We start from the raw sequence: 11,048 nt of genomic DNA on the forward strand, positions 1-11,048 counted from the left end.
CAAGCACTTAATATTTTTTGTCTTATATCAGTCGAATATGCTGCTGCCATATATCTCAATTATTTTCTTTTTTTTACATCTTTAAAGTTTACCATCTTTGTACCGCGTTTGATCTCAAACTGCTGTAACTTAGGAAACTCCAAAAAAGAGGCTATAGATAATTAAACCGTCTATAACCTCAAATTGAGTCTGGGTATTAAACTAACTGATTAAGCAAAGGCCGCTTTCTTTAAAACATCCACCTTATCAGTGTGTTCCCAAGGTAAATCCAAATCCGTTCTTCCCAAATGACCGTAAGCTGCAACGTCCTGATAAAAACGTCCGCCTCTTTCGCTTGGTAAGTTACGTAAATTGAACACATGGATAATTCCCGCTGGCCGGAGTTCAAAGTTATCCTTGACCAAGTTCAACAGAATTTCATCATCAACCTTACCTGTACCAAAAGTATCAACAAAGATACTCACAGGACGTGCTACACCAATGGCGTAACTTAGCTGCACTTCACATTTTTCTGCTAACCCAGCCGCAACAATATTTTTCGCTGCATAACGAGCCGCATAAGCCGCAGAGCGGTCTACCTTAGTGGGGTCTTTTCCAGAAAAAGCCCCGCCACCATGTCGAGAATAACCACCGTAGGTATCAACAATAATTTTCCGACCTGTTAAACCGGAATCTCCTTGTGGTCCACCAATCACAAACTTACCGGTGGGGTTAACCAGAAACTTTGTTGCCTCATTGGGTTTCACAGTAATATCGCCAAATATAGGTTCTACTACTTCTGTCCACAGGTCAGCTTTAATCTTAGCCTGTACTCCAGCATCATCGCTAATATCACCAATGGTAGCTGTATGTTGGGTGGAAATTAAGATGGTGTCAATACCCACAGGTTTGCCATCTTCATAAACCACAGTAACTTGGGTTTTACCGTCAGGACGCAAATAAGGAAGAATACCAGCCTTACGAACTCCTGCCAATCTTCGCGCAATGCGGTGCGCTAAACTGATAGGTAAAGGCATAAGTTCTGGTGTTTCGTTACAAGCGAAACCAAACATGATACCTTGATCACCGGCACCAATTTTATCGAATAGCTCTTCACTATCCTCAGTTCTGGCCTCTTTAGCAATATTCACACCTTGAGCAATATCGGCTGATTGTTCATCCAAGGCAATTAGAACACTGGCACTATCCGCAGAAAAGCCATTATCAGCGTCAGTATAGCCAATTTCCGCAATTTTTTTACGGGCAAGATTGACGTAATTAACATGAGCTTTAGTGGTAATTTCTCCAGTAATTAGCACCAAACCAGTATTAACTACAACTTCTGCTGCCACACGGCTATTAGGGTCTTCTGCTAATAGCGCGTCAATAATGGTATCCGAAATTTGATCACAAATTTTATCGGGATGACCTTCTGTAACTGACTCGGAAGTAAATAAATAGCGTCGAGACAAAGGGATTTCCTCCTGAAAGAATGTTTTCACTGATGAGATACATCAGTTACTAATTTCTGAAATCATAACAATATTTACAGTTTTTGGAATAAGTATCTTTTATCCCAGTGTTTAAAGGCTTATATGTATAACAAGAGGCACTCAGATCCCCGACTTCTTTGAGAAGTCGGGGATCTTGTTGTTGAGAGTATCTACCAGAAAAGTCCTCAGTAACCTGAGATTGGATCACCGTTACGGTTTTGGTAACTATAAAGGATACAATACTTCATATACACAGTATTCGTAATATCTTCACAAAACGACGGTGATGAAAAGAATTCTTATTTTGACCGCTAACCCCACAAACACAAAACCGTTGCGTGTAAGTGAGGAAGTGAGGGAAATTAAAAGTGCTTGGGAGCGATCGCTCAACGGTGAACAATTTACAATTATTGTAGAAGAGGCAGTCCGTCCTCAAGAACTTCGTCGTACCCTATTAGGTCATAAGCCAGATATTCTGCATTTCTCAGGACATGGTGGAGGAGAACAGGGTTTAGCTTTAATGGCAGATAATGAATGGAGAAGCCTTTTTAGTCAAAGTTGCTCCTTTAGCCAAATTGTTTAAAGCATTACAAGAAATCTTTTTTATTGATTGTGTTTTTCTCAATGCGTAGTTATTCACTCCCCCCCCTCTAAAATTATCGAAACCCTTGATCTCTCGTTAAAGATAGGGGGGAGTGTGAACAGTTACCTCAATGCTCAATGCTTGTTATTCAGATGTACAAGCAGAAGGTATTTATCCTTGTGTTAATTATGTCGTCGGAATGAATCAAAAAATTGGTGATCAAGCCGCTAAACAATTTGCTATTGGTTTCTACGATACTTTATTTGCAGGACAATCAATTTGATGAATTTTTCACTATGTTACGTTCATGGCATGAAAAAGGCAAAAATAATGAAACTTGGCAAAAACTGAGATTAGTTCTTTCCCATTCTCAGGAAGTTTATATTTCTTTGGATGTGAATAAAGGTAATAAGGTGATTCCACTATGTAATTTATATCGGCTTTATTTTGGCGATCGCTTGCAAGATTAATTGATGTCATTTAAAATATAACAAAGTAGATCCCTGACTTCTGACATTGGTTTATAATTGATTGACATCATCAAGGAAGAAGTCGGGGATCTTAACCCCCCCTAATTTAAGATTATGACTAAAATTTTCACCGCTTATATTGAATATGATGCCGATACCAAATTATATGTAGGAATTATTCCCGCTATTCGAGGAGTTCATACTCAAGGAGCGACTTTAGACGAATTACAACAGAATTTAAAAGAAGTCTTAGAATTATGTTTGGAAGAATCTCAAGAAGATTTAAGTCAATTACCTCAATTTATCGGTATTCAACAAATTGAGGTGGCTTCATGAGTCGCTTACCTATTGTTAACTATAAAACGCTGAATCAACTTTTAATAAAGTTGGGTTTTTCCGTAGTTAGACAAAAAGGAAGTCATGTGTTTTATCGTCATTCCGATGGAAGAACAACAACTGTACCTAATCATCAAGGGAGAGATTTAGCAAGACCACTGTTAAGAGAAATTTTAAAAGAAATTGAATTAACTGTTGATAATTTTAATGAACACTTACAAAATCTTTAATTTTGGTATTTTGCAAGGAAATAAAAATGGAAAATCTAGACTCAGTGAATTATGAATATCAAGTAGGTGGTTCGCTCCCAGCTTCTGCTCCTACTTATGTTACCAGGAAAGCCGATAATGAACTATATCAAGCTATAAAAAAGCGAGAATTTTGTTATGTTTTAAAATCCCGACAAATGGGTAAATCTTCTTTAAGAGTTCAAACAATGAAACGACTTAACTGTTAAGAGAAATTAAAGAAATTGAAGAGAAATTTAAATTCGATACCTAGCACAACCACCTAACGGAAGTCAAAAGTTAAAAGTCTTAAATTTATCTCAAATCAACTGATTAAGATTCTCCAGCTAATCTGAGGACATCATTAATAATATTATCTGTCAACCACATTCCTTGTTCCCGTAGCATTGTAATAACAGAAGCAACAGAGGACAAATAACCAAGTTTTTTCGCCTTTACTAAAACCCCAAGTGTTCCTGTATATTTTAATTTATATATATTAGCCATTCGTCTAGCTAATTGGTCATCAAAAATCAATAAACTGCCAGGATTTTCCAATCCTAAAGCTAAAACTTCCGCTTCTCCTTGTCCTAAATCTATAACAGCAAGAATTAAGCTGATTGATTTTACTGGAGTAATGGAAATCCATTCAATAGCATTAATATCTGGTACATTAATCCCTTGATTTTTGCCAACTGCTAGTTCTTGTATTACCGCAGGAGGAGTTAAAATTCTAGTATACAAGTTTTGCAGTAATTCTAAACAGCCAACTTGATACAGATACAATAGAGGAGAAGTATTAACAACAACTGGAGAATTAGGCATTGTTCACATCTTGTTCTAACTGTTGAGAAGTTAAAGAAAAAGGTGAAACTTGATAACGTCCCAAAGACATTAAAAATTCTACCCGTGACATTCCTGCTAATTGTGCTGCCCTTCCTGATGACAGTTTACCAAGTTCAAACAGTTTGACTGCTGCTAAAATTGATATTTCCCTAGATAAACTTTCTGGGGTTTCTTTGAGACTAATTAAAACTTCTTCAGGTATTTCTAAGGATACGCTACTCATAGTGTTATAGTTAGTTAATAGGTTTCAGGTTAGCTCTGTAAGATATAGTTCCCGACCTCGTGCTTGTATTAAATCGCGCTTTTGTCGTGGCATTAGATGTCATAATTAAATTATAACTCAATAGTTGCATCATGCCAAATGGATAACCTAGAACAATATCGTAATATCATCAAAAACATATTGACAGAATATTACGAAATGAGTAATCCTCAAAATGTTAGAAATGGGGAAATTGAGGCTAGTGAACGTTTAGCTTTTGATGAAAACAGAGATCAATATATTTGGTTTCGGTTTGGCTGGGATGACAAAAAACAAATACAGCATATTATCATCTATCTTTGCATCAAAAACGGTAAAGTTTGGGTAGAAGAAGATGCAACTAATTTATGTGTTGTTGATGATTTGCTATCAGCCGGAATACCCCAAAGCGATATTGTTTTAGGTTTCCATCATCCCAGTAAACGCGGTTTAACAGAATTTGCCACTGCTTAAAAAAAGCAGATTTGAGGAAGCGATTTCTAATCGCCGGAAACTTTTCAAACATCCTCTTAGAAAAACTGAATGAAAAACTGAATATTAAAGAACAGGGAGACAAACTCCAAAAAACTATTCAATCCTATTCAAAACATATTATTCAATCCTTCAAAGATTTAGCTTTAGCCGAAGTTTCTGAAGTTACCTTAGAATTTGGGGTGAATGTCGGAGGAATGACAGGAATCCCTTATATTGTTACAGGAGAAACCAGCAGTAATATCAAAATTACCGTTAAATGTAAATTTAATCAGAAATAAATTTTGTCAGAATCAGGATATCCAGGATTAAAGGATTTACAGGATGTTATTTTTGAATTAGTCTAGGAATCTTCCGCAATTTATAGTGTTTAGAGAATGTTGTTTATTTTAGGCATTTACTAGATAAGCTGTTACGCAGCTAAATTTGATAACCATAATTTACTTGAACTTTGTAGTGCGGGCATCTTGCCCGGTAGAATTATACAAACTAAATGCACGACAGCTTATTCTTTTCCACTTATCATCATAATCCTTAATTCTGCCACAATCAAACAATATGCAAATAACAATCCTGTAAATCCTCAAATCCTGGAAATCCTGATTCAGACAAAATATTCACTTAATTCTGCCACAATCAAACAATATCCAAATAACCATCCTGCAAATCCTCAAATCCTGGAAATCCTGATTCAGACAGAAAAAGAGGGAACATATTCAACTGTTCCCCCCAATCTTTGACACAAACTGCTGTTTTAGACTTGGACTGCTAGTTTTGCTTCTTTAGCTGTCAATCGCTCATAAGCATCACGCATTTTCAACCCTGTCAATACTTGGAATAAACCAGTACCATTATTAGAACCTGGGTATTCACGGTGTTGTAGTAACAAGTGAGTCATCTCACCTTGATATTTGGTGGATGTTTTGCTTAAATGAGTTTCAATGTAAATTACTTCATCGAGGTTATCAAATTGACCGTCTACTTCTAAAACAGAGACGTAACGACCATAGTAAACATCAGTACCGTAGTAAAGCTGCATACCGGGGTAAGAACAGGTCAGTTTGCGTCCGCAAGGAGTCCACTGAATTGTTGAACCTTCGTCAAACAGGTAACTTGGCTCAAAGCCTTCTTTACCTTCCCGTTGTAACATCCGTACCCGCAAAACTTTACGTTCTGTATCGTTTTTAATTAAGTTTGTGGGTAATACTTGCAGAACCACGTCAGCAAATTCTCTTTGTGGTTCGATGAATTTTTCAAAATCAGGTTTACGAGAATTGATTTGTGCTAGAACATCTTCATAGCGGTGACCTCTTTCAGCCATATCCCGTTGGATTTTCCAAGCAATTTTGACTTCATCGCCGATATCAAAATAAACGCTGAAGTCTAGAAGCGCTCTTACTCGTTCGTCATATAGGGGATGTAGTCCTTCTACAACGATAATATGATTTGGCTCAATCCATTCTGGTGGATCAATCATGCCGGTTTCGTGGTTATAAATCGGCTTGTGAATTGCTTGACCTTCTTTAAGAGCTTTGATTTGCTCATACATTAGATCAAAATTATTTGCTCTAGGGTCAAGTGCAGTTATGCCTGTTTCCTTGCGTTGTTTACGATCTAGGCAATGATAGTCATCTAAACAGATAACTGTCATAAATTCTTCGCCAAATAAATCAATCAACCGACGCAAAAACGTAGATTTACCGCACCCAGAGTCTCCGGCTACTCCAATTAGTACCACGCGTTCCGGCTTAGTCATAAATTCCCTCTAAATACTAAATGTGTCAATCAATAATTTTTCTCACAGCAGATTTTGAATCTAGGAGCTTACCCCAACGGTATTGTCCTACTTCTAGCTATCCAGCATAACGATGACAGATTTCAACAAATAACTTGTACGCCTATAGCAGTTACTCGTCCTAATTAGCCTAATTTTATGGCTGGTAAGTATTTAATCTTAGTGTTGTACTAGATTTTAGCAGAATGGGGTGTACTCTCACAAGATTTACCTTAAGAACGAATCTAGTTCCCTAGCAATTATCTGTTTAACATTCTGCCATAGATGATACATTTTTTTTAGATTTGAGAGAAAATAGGAGTTAGCACTTCGGCTTACTTCGACAAACTCAGTACAAGTCCCTCTGTTACCAGTCAGGAAGAAGGAAGAAAGCTTGTGAGTATTTGATAGTACAGCGTGGCGTATGGCTCAACTCGCACTACGCTAAATTCATGTATTATTTTAACACTTTTTAACACTGGACTTAATTTACCTGGAATGTACTGTACCTATAGGAATCCGGTTTGATTCTGTGAATTTACTTGTGTGGTCAGGGAAAAGGGAACAGGAAAGATAAAATTGATACCTATTGAGTCTTGTTTAAAAATCAAATAGGAGTCCTATATAAAATTGATTATTAATAAAGTCCGTTACTGCACCGTCATGGTAAGATGGTACTGGTAGTTTTAGAAATCAAAAAGCTTTTTTTGCAAACCCAGGATTTTTGCAGGATCAATATGCAGTAGAATATTTGATCAACAAGCCTAAAACTATGTAGTTCGAGAAAAAAAGATTAAAGTGATTCACTATTAACATTCTCGCAAAGACTTATCCTCTAATTTAGAAGGTGAACAGGTGTGTTTTTTGCCATGCCTACTGGTCTTGGGCGAGTGTACTGAGCAAGGCATCATCATAAATGATGTCGTTTTCCCAGATGGCTAGTTTTGTGATCCGAAAATCCGGTAAACTAAAGCTCGCATAAGGATGGGAATGATTTTTTTTTGATAAACGGTTAAGTAAATATCGGAGTGTTAGAAGGAATGTACAATCAAGGTGCTGTTGAGGGTGCTGCCAATATAGAATCAGGTAGCCGCGTCTTCGTTTACGAAGTGGTGGGTCTGCGTCAGGTTGAAGAAACTGATCAAACCAACTACCAAATTCGTAGAAGTGGCAGTGTATTCATCAGAGTACCTTACAACCGCATGAATCAAGAAATGCGACGGATCACTCGCCTAGGCGGTAAAATTGTTAGTATCCAATCTGTTACAGCTTTACAGCAACTCAATCGCAAAGTTGAATTAGCAACTGCTGACATTAAAGTTAGCAGCGAGGTCGCGGCTGAAGTAAGTGCTAACAAAGATGAACATGGTAAATCCACACCTGTAAGTAATGTTAGTGAAGCTAAAGGCTTTGCTAAAACACCAGCTAAGGATAAGAAAGGCAACTCCATGACTCAAGCAAAAGCCAAAAAAGATGCTCATGCTGATGTTCCTGTGAACATTTATCGTCCTAATGCTCCGTTTATTGGTAAGTGTATTTCTAATGAAACATTAGTTAAAGAAGGTGGAATTGGGATTGTTCAACATCTCAAGTTTGACCTGTCTGCTGGCAACCTGCGGTATTTAGAAGGACAAAGTATTGGGATTATTCCTCCCGGTGTAGATAAGAATGGTAAGCCGGAAAAACTCAGACTGTACTCCATTGCTTCTACTCGTCACGGCGATAATCTAGATGATAAAACAATATCTCTGTGTGTTCGTCAGTTAGAATACAAGCATCCAGAAACAGGTGAAACGGTTTATGGTGTTTGTTCTACCTATCTGACTAAAATTAAACCAGGTGATGATGTCAAAATCACAGGTCCTGTTGGTAAGGAAATGTTATTGCCGGAAGATCCTGAAGCTAATGTGATCATGTTAGCAACAGGCACGGGTATTGCGCCGATGCGGACTTACCTGTGGCGGATGTTTAAGGATGCAGAAAGAAAAGCTAACCCAGAATATCAATTTAAAGGATTTTCCTGGTTGTTGTTTGGTGTACCCACATCTCCCAATATTCTTTATAAAGAAGAATTGGAAGCAATGCAAGAGAAATATCCGGAAAACTTCCGTCTCACCTATGCTATCAGCCGGGAACAAAATAACCCCGCAGGTGGCAGGATGTATATCCAAGACCGGGTTGCGGAACACGCTGATGAATTGTGGCAGTTGATTAAAAACGAAAAAACCCACACTTACATCTGCGGTTTGCGCGGTATGGAAGATGGCATTGATGCGGCTTTAAGTGCGGCGGCGGCGAAAGAAGGTGTAGTTTGGAGTGATTACCAAAAAGACCTCAAGAAAGCTCACCGCTGGCACGTAGAAACATACTAATTTGGTCAGTGGTCATTGGTCATTGGAAAATTAAAAGCAGATAATTAGTAGGTAGGGCTGATGGCTCTGCCTACAATTGTTTTATGTAAATTTAATGTGGGTGCAAAATCTGTGGCTGTTAAATTAGGAATACTTGGATTAGGTACGGTAGGAACGGGGACAGTACAACTGTTGCAAGATCAGGTAGGTCGTCATCCACTGTTACAGGAAATTGAAATATATCGAGTGGGGGTGCGATCGCTCACGAAACTCCGGACTGTAGAATTATCCCCAGAGGTGATAACTACGGATTTAGAAGCCATTGTTAATGATCCAGCCGTAGATATAGTTGTAGAATTGATGGGGGGGTTAGAACCCGCACGCACACTCATCTTGACAGCTATTAAAAATGGTAAGCACGTAGTTACTGCCAATAAAGCCGTGATTTCTCGATTTGGTGGCGAAATATTCACCGCTGCTAATCAAGCGGGTGTCTATGTGCTGCTAGAAGCCGCCGTTGGTGGTGGTATTCCTGTAATTCAACCCCTGAAGCAATCTTTAAGCGTTAATCGCATTAACGCTATCATGGGTATTGTCAATGGTACAACCAACTACATCCTTACCAAGATGCAGACAGAAGGGAGTGAATTTGATGATGTCTTAGCAGATGCTCAGAGGTTGGGTTATGCTGAAGCTGACCCCACAGCGGATGTTGATGGTTTGGATGCCGGAGATAAGATTGCTATTTTGGCATCTTTAGGATTTGATGGCCGAATTAATCGAGATGATGTTTATTGCGAAGGTATTCGCCAAGTTACAAAAACAGATATTGCATACAGCGCTAAATTAGGATTTGTGATTAAATTATTGGGGATAGCTCAACACTTAGATCAAGATAATTCCCGGCTTTCCGTGAGAGTTCATCCTACCCTAGTTCCCCAAACCCATCCTTTAGCTAGTATCAACGGTGTTTACAATGCCATTCTTGTGGAAGGAGAACCTATAGGACAGGTGATGTTATTCGGTCCTGGCGCTGGGGCTGGGGCTACCGCTAGTGCTGTATCATCAGATATCTTGAATCTTGTCGCTACTCTGAAAACTAATACAGCTAAACCAAATCCTCTCCTCGCTTGTAGACATCAACATTACTCGCAAATTACCCCCATTTCCGAGTTAGTAACCCGGTTTTATGCCCGTTTCCTCAGCAAAGACCAAGCGGGAGTCATTGGTAGACTGGGAACTTGTTTTGGTAATTATGGCGTGAGTTTAGAATCAGTGGTGCAAACTGGTTTTCAGGGAGAACTAGCAGAAATTGTCGTTGTTACCCATACTGTCCGAGAAGGGGACTTTAGACAAGCTTTGGCAGAAATTCAAGCAATGGAATCAATAGATAGTATTCCTAGCGTGTTGCGAGTGCTTTGAAACATAAAAATATCCCTGACTTCTTAAAAAAGTCGGGGGTCTTGTTACTGATTAATAACAAGATAGTTCTTCCTTATCAGATTCATACTAACATTTTTAAAATTCTTTGTCAACACCATAAAATCACTTTTTTCCCGTTGGCGTTTTTGCGTTTTTTAGCGAAACATCATGGGGTGATGATGTAAATCAGGAAGACAGGGAATAAATTCTCTGTCTTCTAGCTAAAGTTCGTTTTAATTGAACAAGAAATTACCACCAAAGAGGTTGATATTCGCATTGGTGCTAGTAAATCCAGGTGTACCGGATAAAGTCACTAATAACTGACCAGTACCAAAACCGGGATTACCAGCAATCCCATCACCAACTCTTACTAATGTAGAAGTACCTAATGTAATCACATCAAGATTGGTAATACCTGTAAAGTTAAGTGTATCACCACCGACACCGCGCACAAATTGATAAACTGTGTCTGTAGCATCACCATTAGTGTAGTTAACCTTATCTACAGCATTATCGTTTAAACCCAAATACAGGGTATCGTTACCGTAGCCACCAATTAAAGTATCAGCGCCCGCACCACCAATTAGGGTATCATTTCCTAAACCACCTGTGAGAACGTTATCGGCTGTATTACCTGTAATGATATTATTGAGGTTATTACCTATACCGTTAATAGCTGTTGTTCCTTGTAAAGTCAGATTTTCAATGTTGGTGGTTAGGGTGTAAGTTACACTGCTGAAAACGACATCAGTTCCTTCATTCAGATTTTCTGTGATGATATCTGCTGTATTATCCACATAATAGGAATCATTACCTGTACCACCAATCATGGTA

Annotated in this window: 14 protein-coding genes and 1 pseudogene; 10 read left to right on the forward strand and 5 right to left on the reverse strand. The window is 38.4% G+C overall.

Annotation, left to right across the window (positions count from 1 at the left end; genetic code table 11):
* Positions 1-209 precede the first annotated feature (209 nt).
* On the reverse strand, positions 210-1,451 hold the full coding sequence (metK, locus tag IQ226_RS22905; RefSeq protein ID WP_193899234.1) for a methionine adenosyltransferase: 1,242 nt from the start codon (positions 1,449-1,451) through the stop codon (positions 210-212).
* 307 nt (positions 1,452-1,758) lie between these two features.
* Between metK and IQ226_RS25385 the strand changes: the two genes are divergently transcribed.
* From IQ226_RS25385 to IQ226_RS22925, 6 genes and pseudogenes are all read left to right on the forward strand, one after another.
* Positions 1,759-2,055, forward strand: coding sequence for a hypothetical protein (locus IQ226_RS25385; protein ID WP_228039620.1), 297 nt, complete (start codon positions 1,759-1,761; stop codon positions 2,053-2,055).
* A gap of 130 nt (positions 2,056-2,185) precedes the next feature.
* Positions 2,186-2,338, forward strand: a complete 153-nt coding sequence (locus tag IQ226_RS25390; protein WP_228039621.1) for a CHAT domain-containing protein — start codon at positions 2,186-2,188, stop codon at positions 2,336-2,338.
* A gap of 13 nt (positions 2,339-2,351) precedes the next feature.
* On the forward strand, positions 2,352-2,525 hold the full coding sequence (locus IQ226_RS26070) for an AAA-like domain-containing protein (protein WP_370567219.1): 174 nt from the start codon (positions 2,352-2,354) through the stop codon (positions 2,523-2,525).
* Between the two features lie 114 nt (positions 2,526-2,639).
* Positions 2,640-2,861 carry a type II toxin-antitoxin system HicB family antitoxin gene (locus IQ226_RS22915; RefSeq protein ID WP_096664137.1) on the forward strand — a complete coding sequence of 74 codons (222 nt, stop codon included), beginning with the start codon at positions 2,640-2,642 and terminating at the stop codon, positions 2,859-2,861.
* Positions 2,858-3,091, forward strand: a complete 234-nt coding sequence (locus IQ226_RS22920) for a type II toxin-antitoxin system HicA family toxin (protein WP_096664140.1) — start codon at positions 2,858-2,860, stop codon at positions 3,089-3,091. Before IQ226_RS22915 ends, IQ226_RS22920 begins: the two co-directional genes overlap by 4 nt.
* 26 nt (positions 3,092-3,117) lie before the next feature.
* Positions 3,118-3,309, forward strand: a pseudogene (locus IQ226_RS22925) (hypothetical protein); the annotation flags it as partial.
* A 112-nt stretch (positions 3,310-3,421) separates the two neighbouring features.
* Here IQ226_RS22925 and IQ226_RS22930 read toward each other — a convergent pair.
* Together IQ226_RS22930 and IQ226_RS22935 are read right to left on the reverse strand one after the other, a co-directional pair.
* Positions 3,422-3,913, reverse strand: a complete 492-nt coding sequence (locus tag IQ226_RS22930; protein WP_193899236.1) for a DUF3368 domain-containing protein — start codon at positions 3,911-3,913, stop codon at positions 3,422-3,424.
* Positions 3,906-4,157, reverse strand: a complete 252-nt coding sequence (locus IQ226_RS22935; RefSeq protein WP_193899238.1) for a UPF0175 family protein — start codon at positions 4,155-4,157, stop codon at positions 3,906-3,908. Before IQ226_RS22935 ends, IQ226_RS22930 begins: the two co-directional genes overlap by 8 nt.
* A 138-nt stretch (positions 4,158-4,295) precedes the next feature.
* Between IQ226_RS22935 and IQ226_RS22940 the strand changes: the two genes are divergently transcribed.
* Positions 4,296-4,649, forward strand: a complete 354-nt coding sequence (locus tag IQ226_RS22940; protein ID WP_193899240.1) for a XisI protein — start codon at positions 4,296-4,298, stop codon at positions 4,647-4,649.
* Positions 4,650-4,660: 11 nt separating this feature from the next.
* Positions 4,661-4,948, forward strand: coding sequence for a CU044_2847 family protein (locus IQ226_RS22945; RefSeq protein ID WP_228039623.1), 288 nt, complete (start codon positions 4,661-4,663; stop codon positions 4,946-4,948).
* Between the two features lie 473 nt (positions 4,949-5,421).
* On the opposite strand, the gene IQ226_RS22950 is transcribed toward IQ226_RS22945, so the two are convergent.
* Positions 5,422-6,423, reverse strand: coding sequence for a phosphoribulokinase (locus IQ226_RS22950; protein WP_193899242.1), 1,002 nt, complete (start codon positions 6,421-6,423; stop codon positions 5,422-5,424).
* A 1,058-nt stretch (positions 6,424-7,481) separates the two neighbouring features.
* On the opposite strand from IQ226_RS22950, the gene petH reads away from it, so the two are divergent.
* Together petH and IQ226_RS22960 are read left to right on the forward strand one after the other, a co-directional pair.
* Positions 7,482-8,813, forward strand: coding sequence for a ferredoxin--NADP reductase (gene petH / locus IQ226_RS22955; RefSeq protein WP_193899244.1), 1,332 nt, complete (start codon positions 7,482-7,484; stop codon positions 8,811-8,813).
* A gap of 111 nt (positions 8,814-8,924) precedes the next feature.
* Positions 8,925-10,214: a homoserine dehydrogenase gene (locus tag IQ226_RS22960; protein ID WP_193899248.1), complete on the forward strand. Its 1,290-nt coding sequence runs from the start codon at positions 8,925-8,927 to the stop codon at positions 10,212-10,214.
* Positions 10,215-10,447: 233 nt separating this feature from the next.
* On the opposite strand, the gene IQ226_RS22965 is transcribed toward IQ226_RS22960, so the two are convergent.
* The coding region (locus tag IQ226_RS22965) for a calcium-binding protein (RefSeq protein ID WP_193899246.1) at positions 10,448-11,048 on the reverse strand (601 nt) is incomplete at its 5' end.

Origin of the sequence: Dolichospermum sp. LEGE 00240, from assembly GCF_015207875.1 — a bacterium.
In the GTDB taxonomy this organism is placed as follows: domain Bacteria; phylum Cyanobacteriota; class Cyanobacteriia; order Cyanobacteriales; family Nostocaceae; genus Dolichospermum; species Dolichospermum gracile.

Excerpts from the sequence above, each read along its gene's own strand:
- IQ226_RS25385 (WP_228039620.1), top strand. The coding sequence starts at position 1,759 with ATGAAAAGAATTCTTATTTTGACCGCTAACCCCACAAACACAAAACCG.
- IQ226_RS22930 (WP_193899236.1), bottom strand. The coding sequence starts at position 3,913 with ATGCCTAATTCTCCAGTTGTTGTTAATACTTCTCCTCTATTGTATCTG.
- IQ226_RS22920 (WP_096664140.1), top strand. The coding sequence starts at position 2,858 with ATGAGTCGCTTACCTATTGTTAACTATAAAACGCTGAATCAACTTTTA.
- IQ226_RS22935 (WP_193899238.1), bottom strand. The coding sequence starts at position 4,157 with ATGAGTAGCGTATCCTTAGAAATACCTGAAGAAGTTTTAATTAGTCTC.
- petH (WP_193899244.1), top strand. The coding sequence starts at position 7,482 with ATGTACAATCAAGGTGCTGTTGAGGGTGCTGCCAATATAGAATCAGGT.
- IQ226_RS22950 (WP_193899242.1), bottom strand. The coding sequence starts at position 6,423 with ATGACTAAGCCGGAACGCGTGGTACTAATTGGAGTAGCCGGAGACTCT.
- IQ226_RS26070 (WP_370567219.1), top strand. The coding sequence starts at position 2,352 with ATGTTACGTTCATGGCATGAAAAAGGCAAAAATAATGAAACTTGGCAA.
- IQ226_RS22915 (WP_096664137.1), top strand. The coding sequence starts at position 2,640 with ATGACTAAAATTTTCACCGCTTATATTGAATATGATGCCGATACCAAA.
- IQ226_RS22940 (WP_193899240.1), top strand. The coding sequence starts at position 4,296 with ATGGATAACCTAGAACAATATCGTAATATCATCAAAAACATATTGACA.
- IQ226_RS25390 (WP_228039621.1), top strand. The coding sequence starts at position 2,186 with ATGCTCAATGCTTGTTATTCAGATGTACAAGCAGAAGGTATTTATCCT.